This window comes from Cohnella cellulosilytica (assembly GCF_042431195.1).
GTDB lineage: Bacteria > Bacillota > Bacilli > Paenibacillales > Paenibacillaceae > Cohnella > Cohnella cellulosilytica.
Genome location: NZ_JBHMDN010000055.1, coordinates 396,271 through 420,550, shown reverse-complemented (window position 1 = coordinate 420,550; position 24,280 = coordinate 396,271). Strand labels below are relative to the sequence as shown.

Annotated in this window: 24 protein-coding genes and 1 other annotated feature; of the genes, 2 read left to right on the top strand and 22 right to left on the bottom strand. The window is 59.1% G+C overall.

Translation table 11 applies throughout. The features are described 5' to 3' along the window. Window positions 1-178: 178 nt before the first annotated feature. Together ACFFT4_RS29990 and ACFFT4_RS29985 are read left to right on the top strand one after the other, a co-directional pair. Window positions 179-583 (top strand): TIGR04086 family membrane protein, encoded by a 405-nt coding sequence (locus tag ACFFT4_RS29990; protein WP_378052804.1) that lies wholly within the window; start codon window positions 179-181, stop codon window positions 581-583. Window positions 584-652: 69 nt separating this feature from the next. Further along, window positions 653-1,504 (top strand): phosphatase PAP2 family protein, encoded by an 852-nt coding sequence (locus ACFFT4_RS29985; RefSeq protein WP_378052803.1) that lies wholly within the window; start codon window positions 653-655, stop codon window positions 1,502-1,504. Between the two features lie 94 nt (window positions 1,505-1,598). Here the strand turns inward: ACFFT4_RS29985 and yajC are convergent, their stop codons facing one another. The 22 genes from yajC to ACFFT4_RS29875 form a co-directional block, all read right to left on the bottom strand. Further along, the gene (gene yajC / locus ACFFT4_RS29980; protein ID WP_378052802.1) at window positions 1,599-1,913 is read right to left on the bottom strand and encodes a preprotein translocase subunit YajC; all 315 of its coding nucleotides are present in this window, start codon (window positions 1,911-1,913) and stop codon (window positions 1,599-1,601) included. An 18-nt stretch (window positions 1,914-1,931) separates the two neighbouring features. Then, complete coding sequence (gene tgt / locus ACFFT4_RS29975; protein WP_378052801.1) at window positions 1,932-3,065, bottom strand: tRNA guanosine(34) transglycosylase Tgt; 1,134 nt, start codon at window positions 3,063-3,065, stop codon at window positions 1,932-1,934. 59 nt (window positions 3,066-3,124) lie between these two features. Beyond that, the gene (gene queA, locus ACFFT4_RS29970) at window positions 3,125-4,165 is read right to left on the bottom strand and encodes a tRNA preQ1(34) S-adenosylmethionine ribosyltransferase-isomerase QueA (protein WP_378052800.1); all 1,041 of its coding nucleotides are present in this window, start codon (window positions 4,163-4,165) and stop codon (window positions 3,125-3,127) included. Next, complete coding sequence (locus ACFFT4_RS29965) at window positions 4,162-6,288, bottom strand: SpoIID/LytB domain-containing protein (RefSeq protein WP_378052799.1); 2,127 nt, start codon at window positions 6,286-6,288, stop codon at window positions 4,162-4,164. Before ACFFT4_RS29965 ends, queA begins: the two co-directional genes overlap by 4 nt. A 48-nt stretch (window positions 6,289-6,336) precedes the next feature. Further along, window positions 6,337-7,347, bottom strand: a complete 1,011-nt coding sequence (gene ruvB, locus ACFFT4_RS29960; RefSeq protein ID WP_378052798.1) for a Holliday junction branch migration DNA helicase RuvB — start codon at window positions 7,345-7,347, stop codon at window positions 6,337-6,339. A 28-nt stretch (window positions 7,348-7,375) separates the two neighbouring features. After that, the gene (gene ruvA / locus ACFFT4_RS29955) at window positions 7,376-7,999 is read right to left on the bottom strand and encodes a Holliday junction branch migration protein RuvA (protein WP_378052797.1); all 624 of its coding nucleotides are present in this window, start codon (window positions 7,997-7,999) and stop codon (window positions 7,376-7,378) included. Continuing rightward, window positions 7,996-8,499 (bottom strand): crossover junction endodeoxyribonuclease RuvC, encoded by a 504-nt coding sequence (gene ruvC / locus ACFFT4_RS29950; protein WP_378052796.1) that lies wholly within the window; start codon window positions 8,497-8,499, stop codon window positions 7,996-7,998. Before ruvC ends, ruvA begins: the two co-directional genes overlap by 4 nt. 842 nt (window positions 8,500-9,341) lie before the next feature. After that, window positions 9,342-10,037 (bottom strand): BofC C-terminal domain-containing protein, encoded by a 696-nt coding sequence (locus ACFFT4_RS29945; protein ID WP_378052795.1) that lies wholly within the window; start codon window positions 10,035-10,037, stop codon window positions 9,342-9,344. 64 nt (window positions 10,038-10,101) lie between these two features. Next, window positions 10,102-12,108 (bottom strand): LysM peptidoglycan-binding domain-containing protein, encoded by a 2,007-nt coding sequence (locus tag ACFFT4_RS29940; RefSeq protein ID WP_378052794.1) that lies wholly within the window; start codon window positions 12,106-12,108, stop codon window positions 10,102-10,104. 143 nt (window positions 12,109-12,251) lie between these two features. Continuing rightward, window positions 12,252-13,157, bottom strand: a complete 906-nt coding sequence (gene pheA, locus ACFFT4_RS29935) for a prephenate dehydratase (RefSeq protein WP_378052793.1) — start codon at window positions 13,155-13,157, stop codon at window positions 12,252-12,254. Continuing rightward, window positions 13,154-14,173 carry a homoserine kinase gene (thrB, locus tag ACFFT4_RS29930; RefSeq protein WP_378052792.1) on the bottom strand — a complete coding sequence of 340 codons (1,020 nt, stop codon included), beginning with the start codon at window positions 14,171-14,173 and terminating at the stop codon, window positions 13,154-13,156. The genes pheA and thrB overlap by 4 nt, the downstream gene beginning before the upstream one ends. Before the next feature lie 24 nt (window positions 14,174-14,197). After that, the gene (locus ACFFT4_RS29925) at window positions 14,198-15,484 is read right to left on the bottom strand and encodes a homoserine dehydrogenase (protein ID WP_378052791.1); all 1,287 of its coding nucleotides are present in this window, start codon (window positions 15,482-15,484) and stop codon (window positions 14,198-14,200) included. 46 nt (window positions 15,485-15,530) lie between these two features. Then, a complete protein-coding gene (locus ACFFT4_RS29920) occupies window positions 15,531-15,968 on the bottom strand; it encodes an ACT domain-containing protein (protein ID WP_378052790.1) in 438 nt (145 codons plus the stop codon). 227 nt (window positions 15,969-16,195) lie between these two features. After that, window positions 16,196-17,533 carry a GTPase ObgE gene (obgE, locus tag ACFFT4_RS29915; RefSeq protein WP_378052789.1) on the bottom strand — a complete coding sequence of 446 codons (1,338 nt, stop codon included), beginning with the start codon at window positions 17,531-17,533 and terminating at the stop codon, window positions 16,196-16,198. 15 nt (window positions 17,534-17,548) lie between these two features. Further along, window positions 17,549-18,295, bottom strand: a complete 747-nt coding sequence (locus tag ACFFT4_RS29910; protein ID WP_378052788.1) for a Spo0B domain-containing protein — start codon at window positions 18,293-18,295, stop codon at window positions 17,549-17,551. 186 nt (window positions 18,296-18,481) lie between these two features. Then, on the bottom strand, window positions 18,482-18,793 hold the full coding sequence (rpmA, locus tag ACFFT4_RS29905; RefSeq protein ID WP_378052787.1) for a 50S ribosomal protein L27: 312 nt from the start codon (window positions 18,791-18,793) through the stop codon (window positions 18,482-18,484). 4 nt (window positions 18,794-18,797) lie between these two features. Continuing rightward, a complete protein-coding gene (locus ACFFT4_RS29900; protein WP_378052786.1) occupies window positions 18,798-19,142 on the bottom strand; it encodes a ribosomal-processing cysteine protease Prp in 345 nt (114 codons plus the stop codon). Window positions 19,143-19,156: 14 nt separating this feature from the next. Continuing rightward, the gene (gene rplU, locus ACFFT4_RS29895; protein ID WP_378052785.1) at window positions 19,157-19,468 is read right to left on the bottom strand and encodes a 50S ribosomal protein L21; all 312 of its coding nucleotides are present in this window, start codon (window positions 19,466-19,468) and stop codon (window positions 19,157-19,159) included. 12 nt (window positions 19,469-19,480) lie between these two features. Beyond that, window positions 19,481-19,583 (bottom strand) — a sequence feature (ribosomal protein L21 leader region). A 255-nt stretch (window positions 19,584-19,838) separates the two neighbouring features. Continuing rightward, window positions 19,839-20,513, bottom strand: a complete 675-nt coding sequence (locus ACFFT4_RS29890; RefSeq protein ID WP_378052784.1) for a hypothetical protein — start codon at window positions 20,511-20,513, stop codon at window positions 19,839-19,841. Window positions 20,514-20,965: 452 nt separating this feature from the next. Further along, window positions 20,966-22,201: an Rne/Rng family ribonuclease gene (locus tag ACFFT4_RS29885; RefSeq protein WP_378052783.1), complete on the bottom strand. Its 1,236-nt coding sequence runs from the start codon at window positions 22,199-22,201 to the stop codon at window positions 20,966-20,968. A 57-nt stretch (window positions 22,202-22,258) separates the two neighbouring features. Then, complete coding sequence (locus ACFFT4_RS29880; RefSeq protein ID WP_378052782.1) at window positions 22,259-23,134, bottom strand: M50 family metallopeptidase; 876 nt, start codon at window positions 23,132-23,134, stop codon at window positions 22,259-22,261. After that, the gene (locus ACFFT4_RS29875) at window positions 23,127-24,134 is read right to left on the bottom strand and encodes a peptidoglycan DD-metalloendopeptidase family protein (RefSeq protein WP_378052781.1); all 1,008 of its coding nucleotides are present in this window, start codon (window positions 24,132-24,134) and stop codon (window positions 23,127-23,129) included. The genes ACFFT4_RS29880 and ACFFT4_RS29875 overlap by 8 nt, the downstream gene beginning before the upstream one ends. Window positions 24,135-24,280: the final 146 nt, after the last annotated feature.

Sequence of the window (24,280 nt, the reverse complement as noted above, 5' to 3'; positions counted from 1 at the left end):
GGTAAGGTAGTTCGGACCTTTAGTGTCACCGCCGTTCAAGCCTCTCATTCCGTTCTAGCCTGCGGAAAATATGGTAACCTTCGTCGTCCCCGCCGGAAAAATCGATGCGGGCCTGTACTAGGAACCGTTTCGCCGCCATAAGCTGATACAAAACCTATTTCGTTAGGAGTGATCGGCATTGAGTACGTTATCCCGCATCTTCGGGCTGCGCAATGCTTCTCCCGTTGCTTCCGGCTTGTACTGGTCGGGAATATGGCTGGCGATCGGCGCTCTGATCCTGTCCGTCCTGCTGACCGGCCCTTCCTTAAACGAATCGAACATGCTGCCTTGGGTGTTCGTCGTGCACGGCTTCGCCACGATGGCGGGCGGCTTCGTATCCGCCAAAAAATCCGGACGCAAGGGCTGGTATTTCGGCTTTGCCAACGGCCTGCTGTACGCCGTGCTGCTGCTCGCAGTCAGCTTTCTGGCGACCGACGCCGGCTGGTCGTCCTCGGTGCCGATCCTGCTGCTCGTCGCCTGCCTGGCCGGAGCCTTGGGCGGGATGATCGGCGTAAACGCCGGTTCTGGCACGAAATCCCGCTGATGGGTGAAAGCTCCGACAATGTGATATAATAGCCTGGTGCTTGTTAACATCGTGCTCGGAGGATGCATCATGACCCTATTTCACAACATGTCGGCAATAGCCTATTCCACGGCTTTCGCGGTTGCCGTTCTGATCTGGTACGGCACGGGCCGACAGCCCCTTGCGGTCGCATGGGCCTTCGTCAAAGCGTTGATTCAATCCCGCAAGTATTTGCTTTTCTTCGTCGCGGTTCTGGCGATTCTGCTCTTGAACAAGTACGAGCTGCATCTCGAAAACTGGATCGATATCTCCTACGATCTCACCGCCGCGATGATCGGATGGGAAGGGGCCTGGCAAGCCGGCTTGCAGAACACCCTTCGTTCCGACGCGCTGGTCGCGATATGCGCGGTCTTCTACCTGGTGCTGTTTCAGGCGACGATGATCGCGTCGGTCGGCATCTACACCTATGTGCGAAACATGAAGCTTTATTACGCCATCTGCATCGCCATCTTGTTGAACTATTTGCTCGCCGTTCCTTTTTATTTGTTCGTCCCCGTTAACGAAGCCTGGCATGCGAATCCGCAAATCCAATTTCTGATGCTCAACGTCTTTCCGACATTCGAGCAGCATTATCGCTCGTTATCCGGCTTGAACAACTGCTTTCCGAGTCTCCATACTTCCCTTTCCGTCACTCTGGCTTTGCTCGCGAGCAAATCCGGCATCCGGAGATGGACGATTTTCGCCTGGATTAACGCGATCGTCATCGTTTTCTCGATCTTCTATCTCGGCATTCATTGGTTTACCGACATGGTGGCCGGGGTCGCGCTTGCCGCATTCAGCGTTTACGTCGGATTGAAGCTCGGGGCATGGGCCGAAAACAGAGCCCGTTCGAACGCCGTCGTGCCGGCGCGCGACAAGCTCGAGCCTTCCGTGGAGTCGTGACCACTCATCCAACAGAAAAAAAGCCTTCCACGCCGACAAGATCGGCAGGGAAGGCTTTCTTTTACGCCAGGGCGTTATCGGTTGCTGCGAACAATCAGGACTTCTCCAGCGACGGCGTTTCCGTCTTTGCCGTGATGTTGTTCACGGAAGAACGGTCGAACGTCAGCTTCGTCACGTCGTTCACCTTGAGCACAACCGTATCGTCGGTAATTTCCGCGATCGTGCCGTGCAATCCGCCGACCGTCACCACTTTATCGCCCTTCTTCAAAGCGTTCAGCATGCTTCCGCGCTGCTTCTGCTTCTTCTGCTGCGGACGGATCAACAGGAAATAGAAAATGGCGAACATGAGAATAAAAGGCGCCAGTGTCATCCAGATGTTTCCGCCGGCTGCCGAGTCTGCCAACCACATGTCGTTTTCCCCCCTCTCTTAAAAACCGCTTTCGTTGCGAGCCATGCCGTATTTCTCGAAAAATTCGTCGCGGAACGTCCCCAGCCGATCTTCCCGGATCGCCTCGCGCACCTGAACCATCAATTGAACCAAAAAGTGAAGATTATGTATGGTCGTCAGGCGGAGTCCGAACATCTCGTCCGCTTTAATCAGGTGGCGAATATAAGCGCGGGAATAGTTGCGGCAAGCGTAGCAGGAGCACTCCGGATCGAGCGGACTAAAATCGTTCGTGTACTTGGCGTTGCGGACGACCATTCGGCCCTGGCTCGTCATCAGCGTTCCGTTGCGGGCAATCCGCGTCGGCAGAACGCAATCGAACATATCCACGCCGCGAATGCTTCCTTCAAGCAGGGCATCCGGTGAACCGACGCCCATCAAATACCGCGGCTTGCTTGCAGGGAGATGCGGAACGGTCTCTTCCAACATTTCGTACATGAGCGCCTTGGGCTCGCCCACGCTTAGTCCACCAATAGCATACCCCGGAAAATCAAGGGAAGTCAAATCCGCGGCGCTCATTTTACGCAAATCTTTGTGCATGCCGCCTTGAACGATGCCGAACAGCGCCTGATCGTGCGATCGTTCGTGCGCCTTCAGGCATCTTTCGGCCCAGCGGCTCGTCCGTTCGGTCGACTGCTTGACGTATTCGTACTCCGCCGGATAAGGCGGGCACTCGTCGAAAGCCATCATAATATCGGCGCCCAGCGCGTTCTGAACATGCGTCGCGCTCTCCGGGGTTAAGCTCAGCTTATCGCCGTTAATATGGGAGCGGAACTCCACGCCTTCTTCGGTGATTTTGCGCATTTCGCTCAGCGAGAACACCTGGAAGCCGCCGCTGTCCGTCAGGATCGGGCGATCCCAATTCATGAACCGGTGCAAGCCCCCCGCCTCTCTCACCAGCTCGTGGCCCGGACGAAGGAAGAGGTGGTACGTGTTGCTCAGAATAATTTGCGCGCCGAGGGACTTCAGCTCTTCGGGGCTCATTCCTTTGACGGACGCCTGCGTGCCGACCGGCATGAACGTCGGCGTATCGATGACGCCGTGCGGCGTATGCAGCCTGCCGAGCCGCGCTCCGGTCTGGGCGCAGGTTTTGATCAATTCGTATTTGACTGCCATTGTAGGGAAATTCCTTTCGGATGATAAATAGTGGCCTGCAAGTCAGGCGATGCGATTGCCTAGGTAATAAACATGGCGTCCCCGAAGCTGAAAAACCGGTACTCCCGCTTGATCGCTTCCCGGTAAGCGCCGAGAATGTTTTCTCTGCCGGCCAGCGCGCTGACCAGCATTACGAGCGTGGAGCGGGGCAGATGGAAATTCGTCAGCAGCGCGTCGACCATCGTGAATTCGTAACCGGGGAAAATAAAAATGCTCGTCCAGCCGCTGCACGCTTCGACCGGGCCGCCTTTGAAGCGTTGTCCGATCGTCTCCAGCGTTCTGGCGGAAGTCGTGCCGACGGCGACGATTCTGCCGCCGCTCGCCTTCGCCTCGTTAAGCCGTCCGGCGCTCTCTTCGCTCACCGAATACCACTCGGCATGCATTTCGTGCTCTTCGATCGTCTCCGCCGATACCGGACGGAACGTGCCGAGCCCGACATGCAGCGTGATCGGGCACAGCTTGACGCCCTTGGCCTGCAGCCGGTCCAGAAACTCTTTCGTAAAATGCAGCCCCGCCGTAGGCGCCGCGGCCGAGCCCTCGTTGCGGGAATAGACGGTCTGATAGCGCTCGCGATCGGCCAACGTTTCTTTAATGTACGGAGGCAGCGGCATATGGCCCAGCCGGTCCAGCAGCTCGTTAAAGATGCCTTCATATTCGAAGCGGACGATTCGCGCTCCAAGCTCGCCTTCTTCCTCCACAATCGCGGACAGCAGCGGACGATCGACCGGACCGAAAACGATCCGAGCTCCGCGATGCAGCTTTTTGCCCGGACGGACGAGCGTCTCCCAGCGGTCGCCCTCGATCCGCTTAAGCAGCAGCAGCTCCGCCTTGGCCCCGGTATCGGCTTTGACGCCGAACAGACGCGCCGGGAGCACTCTTGTGTCGTTGAGCACAAGCGTGTCCCCCGGCTGCAAGTATTCCGCCAAGTCGGTAAACCCGCGATGCTCCGCCTTGCCCGTCTTCCGGTCCAGCACAAGCAGACGCGACGAGGTTCTTTCCGGCAGCGGAGTCTGCGCGATCAAAGACTCCGGCAGTTCAAAATCGTAATCGCTAACGTTCATCGCTTGGCATCCTTTTCGAGTGTCGCGTTCTGATAGTAGTATTTCAGGATATATTGGTAGTCATACCCTTGCTCGGCCAGCCCGCGAGAGCCCCATTGGGACATTCCCACGCCGTGGCCGAAGCCGTTGCCCGAGATCACGAAGCCTGCGGCGGTCGTTCCGGCCCGCAAGACTCCGTCCCCGTCCATCACATATACGTTGGGACCGGACAAAGCCCGCGCCTTGCCGTCGGCTCCCGCAACCTGCAAAGAACCGCCTTGCCCGGAGACCTCGCGGGTTTTGCCGTCTCCGCCGGCAATCGTATACCGTCCGGTCTCCTCGATCGAGAGCAGCGTGCTTTTGACGCCGCCGAGCGCGCTGCGCCAGTTGTCGCCGACCCCGACGTCCACGACGGCTCCGTTCGCCTTCACCTCGGTAATCCGTCCCGACGGGCCGCGCTTGGTCACCTCGAGCGTGCGCAGCGGGCCGGTTATCGGCGTTTTCGCCCTTTTGTTGAGAGAATCCAGCAATTGCTCCGGCGTCGCCGGCGCCTCGATCCAACTGAAGTCGTTGTACTCGGGAACCCGCTTAAGCTCCACGACGAGCTCGCCCGCGTTAAGCCGCGCAAGCGGCTCTACCGTGCTGACGATCTGCGGCTTGGAGCGTACCGCGACTCCGTCTCCGACGACCCGCAGCAGCTTCGCGCCGCTGTCGTGCTTGCGGCCGCTGTCCTCGAGCAGGTCGGACCGGACATAACCGTTCACGCCGTTCGACAAGGCGACATGAAACCAATCGAGCTTGCCTTCTCCCGGTCCTTCGTCCGGACTGGTTACCGCCGGAGAGTAATAGGCCTGGTCCCCGCCCCAGATTTCGCTGTTGTTGTCGGCCGTTTTTCCCCCCGCATTGGCGGAAAAGACCGCGTTGATCAGCTTGCCCCCGTAAGTCAGCACTTCTCCCGCCGTCGCATCCACGCCTGCGGTCGAATTCGGATTCTCCGAGTCGATTCCGTAATACGCCTGGCTTACCGTCGTGTCCACGACGTTCGCGATCTGGAAGCCCGTTCCGCTGAACAGCGCGTACGTGCGGGCCGCGACGGCCTGAGCCTTCTGTGCCTCGAGCGGCCAGCTCTGGCCCACCTCGACGCCGACGACGGAATACAGGTACGACTCCAGACCGACTTCGTTCACGACGGACAACGATTGGTTCAAGATTCCGATTTCCAGGCTGCCCCGGTACGTTCTCTTGCTGCGTTCGGCCAGCAAAATGCCGTCCGCTCCCGCAGGCTCGGCGCGGATGACGGCCGAAGCTCCGGCGGGCAGCGCGTACAGCGTCGCCTCCGCGTCCGCCTGCGGGACCGTCTGGCGAAGCGCCGCATAAGCTTCCGCAGCTTCGGGCACCCGAGCGTTGGCCGCCCCCGCGGCCGCTGCGGTCTGCCGCAGCTCGCCCAGCTTGGAGGCGTCCTGTTCCTGCCCGATCCGCACGACGTACTGCACGGCCCCGCCAAGCGGCTTGAGCGCGGCGAACGCTTCCAGGCCGGCGCCTCCGAGCCGGTCGGCGGCCGCTTGCGCCTCCGCCAGGCTCGCGTAGGCTCCCGTTTCGACCGCCCACGGGCCGACCACCCGCGCCTTCGAGAGCGCCGGGCCCGACGCCGCTCCGGCGCTTGTCCATTTGGACAGCGCGGCACTCGCCCCGGCAGCGCTGGAGTAAGCCCCTTCCGTTACCTGGTAGACGGTTTTGCCGGACTTGGCGAGCTGGACGATCGTTCCCGCGTTCGAGGACACCTGGATTTTCTTCAGCGAAGCGAGCGCGGCGTTGTAATCCGCCGTTTCGAGCACAAGCGCGCGATAAGCGTCCATCGCGAAGATCGCCGCGCGATTGGCCGGCACGGTTCCGATCGGCAAGCTCGCTTGGCCGTCGCTCCACGCCAGGCTCATCCCCCCGGCGGAGGATAGCGTTGCCGTCGAGGTAATTGCTTGATACTTGCTCGCTCCGAGGTTCAGGAACAGCGCGACGCGAATCGTATCCGGCACGGCGACCGCGGCCTTCGCGACGATCGGCGACGAGCTCAGCGCCAGCACGGCGGAGAGCAGGGCGAACAAAAGCAGGCGGGACGGTCTTGTCTTCTCTGCTGCGCTTGGGTTCATAACGTTACCTCCGGTCTTGTTGTGGTCTGGGCGGGCGATGGCCTGCCGTTAACGCCCCGAGTCGGGCATAGGCAGTCCGAGATGCCCGTACGCCGCCGGCGTTGCGATTCTTCCCCGCGGCGTGCGTTGAAGAAATCCGATCTGCATCAAATACGGCTCGTAGACGTCCTCGATCGTCTGGCTTTCCTCCCCGATCGAAGCCGCCAGCGTATCTACGCCGACCGGACGCCCTCCGAAGCTGACGATCATCGCGCGGAGCATCTTGTGGTCGATGCTGTCGAGGCCCATCGGATCGACCTGGATGCGTTCCAGGGCATCGTGCGCGACCTCTTCCGTTATAATCCCGTCTCCCCTGACCTGGGCATGGTCGCGAACGCGCTTGAGTAGGCGGTTCGCGATTCTTGGCGTCCCTCTGGAGCGTCTGGCGATCTCTCGGGAAGCCTCTCCGATAATGCCGACTCCGAATATTTCCGCCGTTCTCGTCACGATAAAGCTCAGCTCGTCCTCACCGTAATACTCCAGCCGGCTGACGACCCCGAAGCGATCCCGGAGCGGCGCGGACAACAGTCCCGCCCGCGTCGTCGCGCCGATCAGCGTAAACTTCGGCAGGTCGAGCCGAACCGAACGCGCGCTCGGGCCTTTGCCGATAATGAAGTCGAGCGCGAAGTCCTCCATCGCCGGATACAGCACCTCCTCCACCGTCCGGTGCAGACGATGGATCTCGTCGATGAACAGCACGTCGTTTTCCTGCAAATTCGTCAGAATCGCCGCCAGATCGCCCGGACGCTCGATCGCCGGCCCGCTTGTCGTACGAATATGAACGCCAAGCTCGTTGGCGATAATGTTGGACAGCGTCGTCTTGCCCAGCCCCGGGGGACCGTACAGCAGCACGTGATCGAGCGGCTCCCGCCGCATTTTGGCCGCCTCTATGTAAATCTTCAGATTGTCCTTCACCTGCGATTGGCCGATATATTCCGCCAAGTAGCGAGGGCGCAAGCTGTACTCCACCGCCTGGTCCTCCATCATCAGATGCGCGGTGACGATACGCTCCTCTTCCATTGCTCCGGCCTCCTCTCCCGCTTGCCGATTATCCCTGGAACAATTGCTGCAGCGCGAGCTTGATCAGCGTATCCGGCGACTCCTCGCCGGTCACCCGCTCCTTCATGGACAGCCAGGCCTTGTCCATCTCCGCTTCCTTGTAACCGAGCCCCGCAAGCGCCTCGCGCGCGGCCGCCCAGGATGACCCGCCTTCCTCCGGCTGGGCCTGGGATTGCTGCAGGTCGATCATCGAGGCGACGGCCCAGCGGCTGTCGATCGTGCCGAGCTTGTCCTTCAGATCGAGTATCATTCGCTGCGCCGTTTTCCGGCCGATGCCGGGGAGCTTGGTCAGAAAAGCGAGATTCTCCTGCTGAATCGCTGCCACGACGTTCTCCGGCCGGCCTCCGGCCAGCACGCCGAGCGCCACCTTCGGGCCGATGCCCGACACCTCCAGCAGCCTCCGGAACAGCGCTTGCTCGTCCCTCGTCGTAAAGCCGAACAGCTGCATCGCGTCCTCGCGGACGTGATGGTAAGTAAACAGCTGCACCGGCTCGTCGGTTTTGGCCAGGCCGTACGGATTGGGCGTGAATACTTGATAGCCTATGTCGCGCACGTCCAATACGACGTACTCCGACTCTACGTGGGCAACCTTGCCCCGCAAATAATCGATCACCGACGCGTCACTCCATTCATTCTCTCATTCAGGACGATAGAGTGGGCGTGGCAGATCGCGACCGCGAGCGCGTCGGCCACATCGTCCGGCTTGGGGATGGCGGATAGCTTAAGCAGCATTTTGACCATTTCCTGAACTTGTCTCTTCTCGGCGGCGCCGTAACCGACAACCGCCTGCTTCACCTGCATCGGCGTATACTCCGCGATCGGCAGTCCCCGCTGGGCCGCAGCCAGCATAAACACGCCGCGGGCTTGTCCGACGCTGAACGCGTTCGTTACGTTTTTGTTGAAAAACAGCTTTTCGACCGCTACCGTATCCGGTTTATACTGATCCAGCAAGTCGCATACGGACTCATAGATTTGCTTAAGTCTCGTCTCCTGCGGCGTGCCGGCCGCCGTCTCGATGCATCCGTACTGCACGGGCGTCAGCTTATGTCCCGTCTTGTCGATAAACCCGAATCCCATAATGGCTATCCCAGGGTCGATTCCCAACACCCTCATGAAACGATCCCTCGATTCCAGCTTCTCTAATCTAGGGCGTGTATGCATACTCCGAGGATAACAGATATTACCGAATTTTCGTTCCATGCAAGGAACTTTTGTGAAGGCGTACCGGGGGTACGTCAAGCAAAAGTGACGCAGCAGAAGGCGAAAAGGCGGTGATAGATGCCCCTGAGCGGGTTTGCATACACGCCCTAGCGACTCTATGTAGAAATAATACTCCTCATTATAGCAAAAGTTCCTGCCCATGAGAACAGAAGGAGAACACAAAGCCTGCGCAATCGCTTTGCGGATTTGAAAGAGACTAAAGAACACTCCGCAAACCCGACTCCCATAATCCGGGATTACGCGCCAACCGGGCCGGCATCGACATGTCGTCGCCGCGCCTTGCAACAATTCTTGCGGGGGGCTAGTGGGCAGATAGAAGCGTGGGAAGGGCTTAAGGCCGATGTTGGCGAGGGGTTTGACGCAATAAGACCGCGGGACGGGCTTATGGCCGATGTTGGTGAGTAGTTTGACGCAATAAGGCTGCGGGATGGGCTTAAGGCCGATGTTGGCGAAGGGTTTGACGCAATAAGGCTGCGGGACGGGCTTAAGGCCGATGTTGATAAGGAATTTGGCGCAATTAAACCGCAGAGCAAGCTTATTTAAGGTCATGACAAGGCCCCCTCCCAGTAAGCTTCACCGCCTCAAAAAAAGAAAAAGACGCCCCAAAAGGCGCCTGCTCCTATGCCGCTATTCTCTTCCTGCCGCTGCTGGAGGACGGATTGCGACTGCTCGCCCCCTATCCTCCGCCAGATTATCAAGGGCAGAGTTTGAACGCGCCGACAGATTAGCGCGGGTCAGGGATGAGGCTTCGCTTGAGACCGTAAGCTGGCGGCATACTCGTTAAAGGTGGACAGCACGCTGTTGTACTCGTCCTTGTCCGATACGCGAATACCCTCGGCCAATTCGCGAACGCGATCGTCCCCCAGTCGGGATTCAAGCATGTCCACGTCCAGTTGAAAAAAAGTGCGGATCACCTTTTCCTTCCACGGCGGCCCGTCGAACAAGGACAGATTGCCATCGTTATCCACCCCGATGTAAGCCGTCTTCCGGCATTGCGGCGACAGGTCGTCCACCTCTTCCCGCACGGTCAGCTTTCCGGAGGCGTCGAGATTCGCGCCCCATTCCCGATGGGACTTGAGCAGCTCGGCCGCTTCGACGGCGGAATGCCTGCCGAGCTGCCGGATCTCTTCGCCGCATAGGTAGGAGCGATGAAGGACGAGCTCGACTTCGCCTTGACGCTTTTGCAGCGCGAGCAGCGCTTGATCGCGGCTCGACAGCTCCGAAGCGGTCGGCCGGTCCGGCCAGACCGGCGACGCTTCAGCGGGCTGAACGACCTCCAGGCTCATATCGGTTACGACCCGATCCGCGATCCATGTTCCCGCGAGCGCCGCCAGAACGAAAGCGAATCCGATCATTCCCAGCGACAAGACGTGACGGCGTTTTCTCTTTAACGATTTCTTCAGTTCTTTGAAAATACGGAAGCGAGACACCGGAATCCCCTTCTCTTCGTTTTTCTCTAGTGTTGCCTGGGGATTCCGGGGCTATGCGTTCCGATTACCATTTTATCCAGGGCATGCTTTCTCTGCGTTTCGATTTGTTCGCCCGCGCCGCAGCCGACTTGGACTTCGGCTTGGTCTGGCGTTTCTTGGAAGACGGGGCCGCTTTGATCTCGACCTCCTCATCCGCTTCGTCGACAGAGGATCTTTGCTCGTTCAAACTGTCTCTCAGCGGAGGCATCGGAGGGATCGCGGGAAATCCCGGCATCGGCGGAATGGCGGGAAAATCTCCGGCGTAACCCGGGGCGTAGTAGGACGGGGCGCCATAAGCTCCTCCCATCACTCCCGGCAGCCCTTCGGCCATCGGGTTAAAGCCGACCGGAATTTCCCCCATCTGCGTTCCATATCCGTACCCGGGCTGCATGCCCGGAAAACCGCCAGACGCCGGACTCACCATCCCCGCATTCGAACCATAGCCGCTCGACATCGGACTTACCATCCCCGCATTCGAGCCATAGCCGCTCGACATCGGACTTACCATCCCTGCATTCGAGCCATAGCCGCTCGACGCCGGACTTACCATCCCTGCATTCGAGCCATAGCCGCTCGACATCGGACTTACCATCCCCGCATTCGAGCCATAGCCGCTCGACGCCGGACTTACCATCCCCGCATTCGAGCCATAGCCGCTCGACGCCGGACTCACCATCCCCGCATTCGAGCCATAGCCGCTCGACATCGGACTTACCATCCCCGCATTCGAGCCATAGCCGCTCGACATCGGGCTTACCATCCCCGCATTCACGCCGTAGCCGCCCGACATCTCTGCGCCAGCGGTCTGCGCTCCCGCGACAAAAGGCGTCTGCCCATACGGAATCTCGCTAACCCCCGCAGCGTTCGCGTAAGCTTCGGCAGCATAGATGTTGCCGGGCAGCGTCGACTTGGAGCCGCACTTGCATCCGGAGGAGCCTCCCCCCGGCATCGAGCCGTGAATTTGAGCGGCATCCGGCGGACTGTAGGAAATATCCTGCTGCCCGTACAAGCCGCCCAAATTCGCGGGAACGCCTCCGGCAAGCGGGGAGACCGCGGACGGCGACCCGTATCCGCCTTGCCACTCCGTTCCCGCGACCGCGGGCTGCGCATAGCCGCTGCCGTAGCTCTGATCCGCATAGCCTTGATCGGCATACCCTTGCTGCGCTCCCACGCCCGGATACGACATCCCGTAACCTTGATGCCCATGCCCGTACCCCTGAGTCGGCATCCCGTAACCTTGATGCTCCATGCCGTACCCCTGAACCGGCATCCCGTAACCTTGATGTTCCATACCATACCCCTGAGCCGGCATCCCGTAGCCTTGCTGTTCCATACCATACCCCTGGGCCGGCATCCCGTAGCCTTGCTGTTCCATGCCGTACCCCTGAGCCGGCATCCCGTAGCCTTGATGCTCCATCCCGTAGCCTTGATGCGGCATGGAATACTCGGCCTGCTCGCCGCCTATTTTGACCGGATAATGAATATACTCGACCTGCTCGTGAACTTCGATTCCGTAAATCGGCTTCGTTTCCGGCTTCGGAACGACTTTCGAAGGCGCCGCTATCGGCGCCGGAGTCTCCTCGACGATCGGAGCGGTCTCTTGCGGCTTGACGGCCGTATTGGCTTTTCCTTTTTCCGTGCCCGCTCCCGCAGCGACGCCCGTGTTGGCCTTGCCGGGCATCGCTGCCGCCGAACCGTCCTCCGGCGAAGAAGCTTGCGGAATGTTGACCACTTCGCCGGTGAGCAGGGCGTTCGGATTTTTAAGCTGCGGATTCGCTTTGATCAAATCGGTAAGCTGGATGCCCCACGCCTTGGACAGCTTCCACAGCGTATCTCCCTGCTTGACGATATGCTGGTGAATGACGCCAAGCGCCGTCTTCGGCTGGGTCGGAATCTTCACTTTCATTCCGACGTCGATCACGTCGGGATTGCTGATGCCCGGATTGGCTTTCAAAACGTCTTCCAGCGACACGCCGTATTTCTGGGCGATTGAATACAGCGAATCCCCTTGTTTAACGATATGGATTTTCACGCCGTTCCCTCCTGATAGTGATAAAATCGTTCACGACCGGGCGAATGCCCTCGCGCAATCCTTACATCCTATGCAGGTTCTGGGCATTTGACATCTATTACGGCAAAAATCCGGCCGCCTGTCGGCGCGCCGGATCTTGTGAACTATCGCGAAGAGGAGCCGTTCCCGGCTTTCGCCGGCTCGTAAGGCAGGCTCGGATAAGAGCCGAGCAGCCGTACCTGGCAGCCAAGCGCCTCGATTTCGGCAAGCGCTCCGGGGAGCAGCACCGAGTCGAGAGCATAGGCGATATCGATATAAAAATAGTACGTGCCCAGCTTTTTCTTCGTCGGCCTGGACTCGATCTTGGACAGGTTGATCTTTCTCCAGGCGAACGCCGACAGCACCTGGTGCAGCAATCCCGGATAATCCTCGGGCAGCGTGATCAGCACGCTCGTCTTCTGCGCGGTCGCTTCCTTGTTCTCGTAAGGCGTGCGGCCGACGAGCAGAAACCGCGTGTAGTTGTTGTCGTGGTCGGTCACGCCCTGCTCCAGAACGTCCAAGCCCATATCCGCCGCGGCCAGCCTCGTACCGAGCGCCGCCCAGCCCTTGCCGGGATTGTTCTTGACCATGCGCACGGCTTCCGACGTGCTGCTGAGCGTCTCGAGCTCCGCATGCGGCAGATTGGCGCGGATGAATTGCAGACACTGCGCCATGGCGACCGGATGGCTCATCACTTTGACGATTTTGGCCGGGTCCCAGCGGCCGTTATCGCCGCTCAGCTCCGAGCCCCATCCGATCAAGTTTTGAATCGACGGGTACACCCATTCGGCGCGAATCGGCAAGTCCACTTCATGAACGAGCCAGTCCGTATGCAGGTTCACGGACCCGTCGATCGTATTCTCGATCGGGATCACGCTCCAATCGGTGTGGCCGTTCGCCGTCGATTGGAATACGTCCGAGATCATTTTGCAATATACGAATTCCACGTCTTCGTTCCGAAACAAGTAACGAACGGCCTCGTCCGATACGGTGCTTTGCGGCAGCACGGCTACGGATTTTTTCCGGCTCATACGCCCACCTCCGCTTGAATGCTCTGCAGGTACGATTGCGGGTCCAGACCCATTTCCGGATCGTTCTTCCCGATGCGCCGGACTTGCGGGCCGTGCAGGCACGGCTTCAGCCAGCGCGCGTCGACCCGGATTCCTTCCGCGGCCATGACGCTCTCGACGAAGGCCGCAAGCCTTCCGTCCGCAATTTGCGCCGTATCCGCAAGCAGCAGCAACGTCGGCCCCGCGCCGGACAGCACCGCCCCCAGCGCGCCGTGACCGGTCGCCTCCCGCAGGATCGTCTCCATGCCGGGGATCAGCGCCGCGCGGTACGGCTGATGCAGGCGGTCCCGCATGGCGCGAGCCAGCAGGTCCAGCCTTCTCGAAGCCAGAGCGGCCGTCAGCAAGGAGCTGTGCGTGACGTTAAACACCGCATCCTTCATCGACACCTGCTCCGGAAGCACGTTCCGGGCTTTTTTCGTCGCCAGCTCGAATTCGGGAATCGCCGCCATTACTTCCAGTCCCGCCGGAGGTTCAAGCCGCACGTAATCGGCTCGCTCGCCGTCCCAGGACGCGACGACGATGCCGCCGAACAAGGAGGCGCCGACGTTGTCCGGATGCTTCTCCAGCTCCGTGGCCATCTGGAACAGTTCGTCGTCCGTCAGCGCCCCGCCCGCCAACGCGTTGGCGGCGACGAGCGCGCCTACGATTGCGGATGCGCTGCTTCCCAGACCCCGGGTCAACGGAATGTCGCTGCGAATTCCGATCTCCAGCTCCGGCAAGTCAACCCCCGCCTTGCGGAAGACGGCCTGCGCCACTTCGTAGATTAAATTCGTCTTGTTCTCGGGCACGCCTTCGAGATGATCTCCGACGAGCGTAATTCGGGTCTGCTCCGAAGGAGCCATGCTGACCCAGGAAAACAGGGATAAGGCCATGCCGAGCGAATCGAAGCCCGGCCCCAGGTTGGCCGTGCTCGCCGGCACTTGGACGACGACGCGGCCAAGCTCGGAGCGAACGCCAGTTGCGGTTGCTGCTTGCATATTAAAGCTCCTTTAAGTCTGATTTCAGCCTTCGACGCGATAGACGCTCTTGATTCTCTTCACGGAGGACAGGTTTTCGAACTCCCGCAGCACTTCGTCCATCGCCTTCTTGCTGGCGATATGCGTAATAATGATAATTTCCGTCGTCGATTGGTGCGGAGTCGAAGGCTGCATGACCGACTCGATGCTGACGTCGCAGTCCGAGAACACACGGGCGATCTGCGCGAGCACCCCGGCCCTATCCTCCACGTGCAGCAGCAGGAAAAACTTCGAAGCGATCTGTTCGTCCGACTTCAGCTTCATCACGTTATAGGTCAATTGGGCCTGACGGCCGTTGACGCCAAGCTTCATGTTCTTGATCACGGCGACCAGATCCGCGACGACCGACGTCGCCGTAGGCAGCTCGCCGGCTCCGGCTCCGTAGAACATCGTTTCGCCAACCGCTTCGCCATGCACGTATACGGCGTTAAAGACGCCGTTCACGGAAGCGATCGGGTGACTTGTCTTGATCATCGTCGGCTGCACGCTTACGCTGATCAGATCGTCCTGACGCTCCGCGATGCCGAGCAGCTTCACTTCGTAGCCGAGCCGCTTCGCGTACCGAATGTCCTCCTGCGTCACTCCGCTGATCCCTTTGACGCTGACATTCTCGAGAGCGACATTGGAGCGGAAGCCGAGCGAAGACAGTATCGTCATTTTGCGCGCCGCGTCCAGCCCTTCGACATCGGAGGTCGGATCGGCTTCCGCGTATCCGAGGTCCTGGGCCTCCTTCAGCACTTCGGCGTAAGCCGCGCCCTCCTGGCTCATCTTGGTCAAAATATAATTGGTCGTGCCGTTGACGATGCCCATGATTTTCGTAATCCGGTCCGAGGAAAAGCCTTCGACCAAAGTACGGATGATCGGGATGCCTCCCGCGACGCTTGCTTCGTAGAGCACGTCGCAGCCTTTTTCCCGCGCCTTCTCCAAAATCTCCTGCCCGTGCAGCGCCATCAGGTCCTTGTTGGCCGTAATGATATGCTTGCCGCGCTCCAACGCTTCGAGAATATATTCCTTCGTCTGACCGATTCCGCCCATCACTTCGACGATAACGTCGATCTCCGGGTTGCGCACGATCTCCCACGGGTCTTCCGTCAGCTTCGACGGATCGATGGGCAGATTGCGCCCTTTGTTCCGATCCTTGACGAGAATTTGCGAGATCGAGATCGGCGAACCGGCCTGATTGGACAGATCCTCCTGATGGCCTTCGACGATGCGGACGACGCCCGTCCCGACCGTACCCAATCCCAGCAACCCCACTTTTATCGGCTTCATTCCAATTCCTCCGCTTCCCGCTGTCAACGTTCTTTATATTTGCCTTTCAGCCGCGTCCGATTACGCTGGCCCGTTTAACCCCGTCCTGGGAACGAAGCCTCTCCAGCAGCTCCGGCAGCGTTCCGCCCATTCCTCCCGTGTCGATGGAGATGACGACGTTGGCCATGCCCTGGAGCGGAATCGACTGGGAAATCGTCAATACGTTCCCTTCGCTTGAAGCCAGAATTCCCAGCACTTTGGACAGTACCCCCGAGCGATGCTCCAGGTCCATCGACAATGTCGCGAGCGATTCACGCGAAGCCTGCTCGAGCAAATAAACGCCGTCTTTGTATTTGTAATAGGCGCTACGGCTTAAGCCTACGCGCTCCGCGGCTTCGTGAACCGTTGCCGCATCGCCGCGCCGCAGCAGCTCCTTCGCCTGCTCCGTCTTCAGAATCCCCTCGGGCAGCAAGTCCTCGCGGACGACAAAATAACGCTCCGTCATGATGCGTCCTCCCAAGAAAGACGAATGTGTGTACATAGAGGACATTATAGCGAAATGCGCGGCTTGGGGCAATAGGCAATTAACAGCCGTCTTGCTCTTCGGGCTCTCTCCCTCTGCGGAGCGGCCTGCCCGTCCGGGTATCCCCGAGAGTATCCGTCGGTCGAAGCAAATAAAAAGACCGCGGCAGGTCGATTAAACCCGCAGCAGTCTTGGATGCCGTCTCGTTCCTAATTATCTTCGAACAAATACTCGTCCTGCCCGCCTTCGAAAAAGTCGAATTCGAATTTCCCGATACGGATCGTGTCTCCGTTCTTCGCTCCCCGTTTGCGGAGTGCCTCGTCGATGCCGAGCCCGCGCAAAATGCGTCCGAACCGCATAACCGCCTCGTAGGAGTTGAACTGCGTCCGGCGCATGAGCCGCTCGATGCCCTCGCTCTCGATGACGTACACTTCGTTGTCCCGCACGATCGTAAACGCCATGTCGTCGTCGGCCTCGTACCGGAAAACAACGCCTTCCTCGGCTTTCGCCGCCTGCTCGTCCGCTTCCTGTTCCGTGATCTCCGGAAGCGACTCCAGCAGCTCCGCGACACGGTACAGCATTTCCCGGACGCCCTGCTTCGTCAGCGAGGATATCGGCATAATCTCGATATCCGGTCGGATCTCCGCGATCCGGTCGCGAAAGACGGCCAGATTCTCCTCCGACTCCGGCATATCCATCTTATTGGCCGCGACGATCTGCGGGCGATCTGCCAGCTTCGCGTTGTACAGCCGCAGCTCGTCGTTGATTTTGACCCAATCGTCGAACGGATCGCGGCCTTCCATCCCCGACATGTCGACGACGTGCAGAATGACGCGGGTGCGCTCGACATGGCGCAGAAATTCATGCCCCAGGCCGACCCCTGTGTGGGCGCCTTCGATCAGACCCGGAAGATCGGCCATAACGAAGCTGCGCTCCTCATCCAAATCCACGACACCCAGATTGGGCGTAATCGTCGTAAAATGATAAGCGCCGATCTTCGGCTGAGCCGCCGATACGACCGACAGCAGCGTCGATTTGCCGACGCTCGGGAAGCCGACCAGTCCGACGTCCGCCATCACCTTCAGCTCCAGCGTAACCCAACGCTCCTGGCCTTCCTCTCCGTTTTCGGCGATCGCCGGGGCCGTGTTCACCGAGCTCTTGAACCGCATGTTGCCTCTGCCTCCGCGGCCTCCCTTGGCCACGACGACCTCCTGGCCGTGCCTGGTCAGGTCGGCAACCATTTCCCCGGTATCGTCGTCCATGACGATCGTTCCGGGGGGAACGCGAACGATCATATGGTCGGCGTTGGCTCCGTGCTGCGATTTGTTGCGGCCCTTCTCCCCTCTGGGAGCTTTGAAATGCTTCTGGTAACGGAAATCCATCAGCGTCCGCAAGCCCTCGTCCACGCGAAATACGACATCGCCGCCGTTCCCGCCGTCGCCGCCCGCAGGACCGCCCTCCGGCACATACAATTCTCTGCGGAAGGCGACGAGACCGTCGCCGCCGTTCCCGCCTTTAACAAATATTTTTGCTTTATCCACAAACATGTTGTCTTCACTCCATTATGCCGACGGCGGAAAATGGATCACCATTTTCCTCGCTTGCGCCGAATTTTCCGCCGGCTCTAGTCCCTGCGCCAATCGTCCCGTTCCTTGCAGGCATTTCTCCAATTCCTCGGTTATGCTGTCCGCCGCCGCCAATTCGCCGCAGTATTTCATGACGATTTTCAGCACACCGCCTTCCTCCTGCGTCAGCTCCATGCGCAGCACGTTCTCTCCGGCCAGCGGCACGGACGCGCGGAAGCGAATCACGTTGACCAGACCGATGATCGCTCTGCTTAAGCTCTCGGCTTCCAGAGGCAGCTTGTCCAGGCTTAAGCCGTCCTCGACCTCGACTTCCAGACGCATCGTGTCGCATATCGTGCGAAACGACAGCAAATACGAAGACAGCTCCGGGTAGCCAAGCTGCGATACGCGGCTGTCCTGCTCCATTTTCGTTCTTATTCTGTCCACGACGTCGACCGCTTTATCTAGCTTGTTAAGCCTCAGATACCCGTATAAAATTTGCAGCTCGTTCATCCAATCGTGGCGATGATGGCTGAGCGTGCGGATCGTCGAGACTTGCGCGTGCGCCAGCAGCTTGTCGCAGTTTTCGCGATATTGCTTCCGCTGCCGCGCGGCCAAGCCGGCGAATACTCCTAGGGTCCATAGAACGAATACGATTAACGCCCACCATGAACGAGGCCAGATCAGGACAGCCGCGACAGGCATAGCCAACGACGCGAGAGCCGCCGGCCCCTTCAGTGACATTTTCCCAAATCTCATCTTATATCCCCGTTTCGTATGTCCTCAACTGTCGACGTCCGGAAGCTCCTCCCGTTCAGTATACCATGGCGGAACGCCCGTCACCACGCCGTTCCGAACGAAACGCGGCTCGTCGAATCGTCATGCAAAAACCCCGACCAACTTGCATTGGCCGGGGTTCTGGATGCTCTATTAAGCTTCAACCGCAGCAGCTACCGGAGCTAGCGCTACAGGATAGACGCTGACTTTCTTGCGATCGCGTCCCAGACGCTCGAACTTCACGACGCCCGCCGTCAGAGCGAACAGCGTGTCGTCTTTGCCGATGCCGACGTTCGTGCCCGGATGGATCTTCGTGCCGCGTTGGCGGTACAGGATGCTGCCGGCCGTTACGACCTGGCCGTCCGCTCTCTTCGCGCCCAGGCGCTTGGAGTGGCTATCGCGTCCGTTCTTCGTCGATCCGACCCCTTTTTTCGAGGCGAATAACTGAAGATCTAACTTCAACATGGTGTCAACCTCCTTTTCGTTCAAAGGTTTCTTTTATAGTTACATACTTGCCGTAGGATTCCTCGATGGATTCGAGCGCGGCGACCATTCCTTCCAGCAGCAGCTGGACCTGATCGTTCCGCCCAGGGTCCGCGCTATGCGGAGCTTCCGCCTTAAGCAGTCCCGATCTCGACTCGGCTTCGGGTACGAGCCCCGTCAGCTTCTCGATCGCGTTGACCGCTCCGATGGTTACGGCCGATACGCCGGCGCAGACGATATCCTTGCCGGGATCGTTGTAATAAGCATGCCCCGTTACGGTAAACCGTACGATGGCCTTCTCGTCGTTGCGCACGATCGTAATCGCGATCATCTCGGCAGCCTCTCTTATGCCTTGATGCTCTCGATCGTCACTTTCGTATACGGTTGACGATGGCCTTGCTTGCGCTTGTAGTTCTTCTTGGGCTTGTACTTGAAAACGATGATCTTCTCGCCTTTGACTTGCTGCTCGACTTTGCCCGTTACGGAAGCTCCGGCAACCGTCGGGGAACCCGTCGTCAGCCCTCCGTCTTTGGAAACGGCCAACACATGGTCGAACGTTACGCTGTCGCCGGCATTAGCGGAAAGCTTCTCAACGAAGATAACGTCGCCCGCTTGGACTTTGTACTGTTTGCCGCCTGTTTGAATAATCGCGTACATCTGGTGCACCTCCTTATGTCTAAGACTCGCCTCATAGGGTGTCGGTTGCCGCGGCTTAGGGAAGCCAGGGCAGCGCCGATCTTGTCGACCCGGTGGAGTGCGGTTGTAGCCTGCATATCCTCAGATTGCACGCACCATAGAATTTTAGCACACCGACATCGGGAACACAAGAAAATTGTTTATTTAATTGCTGCTTGGGCCTTTCCGGGGCCTTTCCGCTATCTCCCTCCTATTTTTTCGGGATGCTGCTTGATTTCTACTGCTGTCTTCTTCTGTTTTTTGTTTTCTCGATTATCGCTCGACTTCTCGTCTGTCCTCCTATGTTTAGATTCTCGATTGCTGCTTGGCTCGATATGGCGGCCTCCATACGTTAAATCAACCTCATCAAAAGCTGCAGCGCCGTCTCAGAAATGTGAAATTCATAGCAGCGATTGGAGCTTCCGCCCACGGAGCAAATAAGCTCCTTCTTCTGCATCTCCGTGATGATCTTTCTGCTCGTTTCTTTTCCAAGGAGCAGCCATTCGCTCACATGTCCCAGACGAAACGTTTCTCTTCTCAGCCACGCGCACCTCAGCACCTCCCGTTCGTACACGGGCAGCTTCATCAAACCGGTCCCTTCCTTCGTGCCGATTTTCCCCAACAGCTCATACAAGCTGCGCTGACACTCTTCCGGCCTTTTCTCCAGTTCGTCCCGACTGTACGGAAAATAGATAAAACTGTTCACCGCAACCGAGCGGGCCCGCGCCCTCTCAAAGGAGAACCGATCACGCGTAACTTTCTCCGCATGCGTAATGTAATAATCCTCTTCGACAATCAAACGCAGCCACGGCAGACCGACATCTCCAAAAACCGATACTCCCATTGGACCCTTCATTTCGTACTCCAACACCATCCCGTCGCTCTTCCCGAATACCGGAAGGAGCAGATGTTTCAGGAGCAGCTTCGTCCCGGTCAAATTCCGACTTAACATTTCTCCTCGCTGTCCCGTTGCGGCTGCCTTCTGCGCTTCGAGAAACCTCTCAAATTCCTCTTCAAATCCGTCCATACCGAATCCCTCCAAAATGTAGAGAAAATAAAAAAACGCCGCTTGCTCCCACAGAGGGAGAAAACGGCGTGTGCTTCACGCTTAATAGAATTATATTTGGCCATAATATAGCATGTACCACGTACGATTAGCAACTCTTTCGGCAATTTTCTATAAATTAAAATCGTCGCTTGCCCCCGCAGCTTGTTCCCCATCATGCGCAATGGACGATAACCGATTCCTTAGCACATCGCCGCATTATTCTCGCCATTTCACGCCACGATAGCCGATTCCTTAGAACATCGACCCACCATCCGCACCTTTTCACGCCACGATAACCGATTCCTTAGAACACCGACCCGCCATTCTCGCCCTTTCACGCCACGATAACCGATTTCTTAGAACACCGACCCGCCATTCTCGCCCTTTCACGCCACGATAACCGATTTCTTAGAACATCGACCCGCGCCCGCTCACCGAATATAAATCTTCCCGCTGCCCTTGCAGGCCGCGCAAGGCTCGTAGAAGTAGTTCATCGCGTTCTCCCGCGCCTTCTTGCGCGTCAGCTCCATCAGCCCGAGCCGCGTCCAGCCGACGACCTGGCACTTCGTGCGGTCGCGCTTGATGCCCGTCTCCAGCCGATGCGCGATCTGATGACGGTGCTCCTCGGTCTCCATATCGATAAAATCGATGATGATGATGCCGCCGACGTCGCGCAGCCGGAGAAGTCGCGCCACCTCGTCCGCCGCCTCCCCGTTCGTCTGGAATACCGTTTCCTCGAGATCGATCGATCCGGTATATTTGCCCGTGTTGACGTCGATTACCGTGAGCGCCTCCGTCTGCTCCCAGACCAGATAACCGCCGCTCGGCAGCCATACCCGCGGCTGAAAAGCCTTGTCGAGCTGCTCCTTGATGCCGAACTTCTCGAACAGCGGCCTCGCTTCCCGATACAGCTGAACCCGTTCCTCGAGCGCCGGGGCGGTCTGCCGCAAATACGACTTGGCTTCCTCGGCCCTCGCCTCGTCGTCGACGATCAGCAACTCGGTATCCGGAGTGATCACGTCTCTGACCATCCGGCCCACAAGCCCCGTATCCCTGTGCAGCTCGAACGGCGCTCTCGCATGCTTGCTGCGCTCGACGATGCTTCGCCAGACTCGCCGCAGGCCGTTCAAATCTTCCTCGAGCGCCTCCCGGCTCTCGCCTTCCGCGTTCGTCCGGAGGATCATGCCTTCCGTATTTTCCCGAACGGCTTCTGCCAAGCTCTTGAGCCGGCTTCGTTCCTGCTCCTGCTCGATTTTCTTGGATATGCCTATGTAATCCGCATCCGGCATGTAAACCAGCCATCTTCCGGGAATCGAATAATGGGTCGTCACCCGGGCGCCCTTGCCTCCGAGCGGCTCCTTCATGACCTGGACGAGCAGTTCGTCTCCCGGCTTCAGCAGCTCGTCGATCGAGGGCTTCTCCTTCGGCTGCTTGTCCAGGTGAGGGTGCAGAACGTCGTCCACGTAGAGGAAGGCGTTTTTGGACAAGCCGATATCGACGAAAGCCGCCTGCATGCCGGGCAGGACGTTAACGACCCGCCCTTTGTACAGATTGCCGATCAGCGAGGCGCCTTCCGTCCGCTCCACGGCGAATTCCGTCAGAATGCCGTCCTCGAGCAGCGCCGACTGAGTCACCTGATTCGAACAATGGATAAACAGCTGCTTCATGCCAACCTCCCTAATGGAACCCTTTATCTCGATCCGCTTATTTTCACTCCTTTCATTTTACATGAAAAACTTCAAGTCCGCATGCCCGGATGTCAATCGCCCCAGAAAACCGTCGATAATCGCCTTCTCCGGAACGACACCGACGATTTTTCCCTGCTTCATCACATACACCAGATGGTACTGTTCTTTCATATACAGCTTCAGAATACGGGTAAGCGGGCGGTTCTCGGAGATGACGATCGGCATGGACAGCTTCCCCCGGTCAAAATGCTGCTCGGCTCTCTCGCTGCGATGCACGAGAAAACGCAAAAAAACAAACGGAACGTTGCGGAAATAAGTCCAGTTCGACACGCAGAGAAAAAGGCCTACGGCCAGCAGATTCAGATGAAGCAATCCGCCGCGAGCGAGCGGATAGAGCGACGCCGCGACCATCAGCGCGCTGAAGGCCATGCTGATCTTCACGCTCCACATCAGCGTTCGATGATACGGCAGCTTCAGGCTGAGCCACGATTGCAGCATCCGCCCGCCGTCCAGCGGCAGAATCGGCAGCAAATTAAAAAGGGCGATCAGCGCGTTGGCACGCGCAAAATCGTCCGACCAGGCTTTGTCGATCCAGCCGACGTAGGCCAGCAGCATGCCGATCGCCGCCAGCACGACGTTCTGGGCCGGTCCGGCGAACGCCACCCACAGCTCCTCGCGAACGGGTACCGAGCCCGCGTCCTCGACCTCGACCACGCCTCCGAACGGCAGCAGCTTGACCTCTTTCACCTTCCAGCCGAAGCGCAGCGCCGTCAGCAGGTGCCCCAGCTCGTGCCACAAGACGATAAAAAACAAGGCAAGAAGCTCGGCGAAGCGTCCGGTCGCGACCGAGCCGATCATGATCAGCACGAACAGCGGATGGAGCCTGAAGGCGATCCCTTTCCATTTAATCAAAGGTAACCACTTCCGCCGGATCGAGTACGTTCCCGTCGTGCTGCACCGCAAAATAGAGCTCCGCTCCGGACTGTCCGTCCGCGGCGGGATCGAGCCGGCCTATCGTTTGTCCCGTTTCCACCCAATCGTTCGGCTTGACGTCCGCGGACGCCAGACCGCCGTATACCGTCAATACGCGATTCTGATGCTGAACGAGTATCGTAACGCCGCCCGACGAATCGCGCGTCACCTGCTGCACTTTGCCGGTAAAGACGGCATACACCTCTCCGTTCCCCGCAGCGGCTACCCGCACGCCCTGGCCGTTCTCGGCGTAAGTCTCCACGATCGTCCCCCGGATCGGCGCCGAGGTGATCGACGGGTCCAGCAGCGCGGACGCCTCCAGCGTCTTCGGCTCCCCGCGGCCGAACGGCAAGAACGTAGGCGAGCCGCCGAACGTGTCTCCGTACCACACCTCGATCGCGCGGAAATCCATATCCCGCGTAACCGAGCTGACCATCCAGTCTTTGGCTTGCGCGCTGCCGGGCAGCTCCAGCTTCATCCAGCCCCAGAAGCCGCCGAGAGCGAGTGCCGAGACGACAAGCCGAATGCCGACTCCGCGCAGGAAACGTCCCGAACGAGGCTCTTCGGAAGAACCTCCGCCCCCGGAAGCCGAGGTCGGTGGAATGCCCTTAAGGCCTTGCCATCCCGGAGCTTGTCCCGTCTTCAGCCGTTTCTCCCGTTCTCTCCACCAGAGCTCCGGATCCGGGTCGGACAACGTCATCTTCCGACGGAGAAGCTCCCTTTCCGGCTCGGAATTCGCGGGCTCGAACGCAGGCGGCGCATACGACTCTCCCTTGTCCGCCGGCCGCGAGAAGTTCGGCGGAATCGGAACCGGCTCCGGTCCCGTCTCTTCGCGAGGCGGAGCGGCCGGCGCGGATTGCCGTTTCTGGTCCGTCTGCCGTTCCACCAGTTGGGCAATCCTCTCCCGTCTTCGCTCGCGCACATTATCCCGTATCTGCATCGCCAGCCCCTCCCTTGTCCTCTTTCTTTTATTACCTTATGGCGGACAAGGGGGGAATAGACCTGGCGGAGGTGCGCGAACGCCGAAGAAGCGGGCCGTCCCCGCCGCCATCTTCGGATGACGGGAGAACGGCCCGCTTCGGCCGG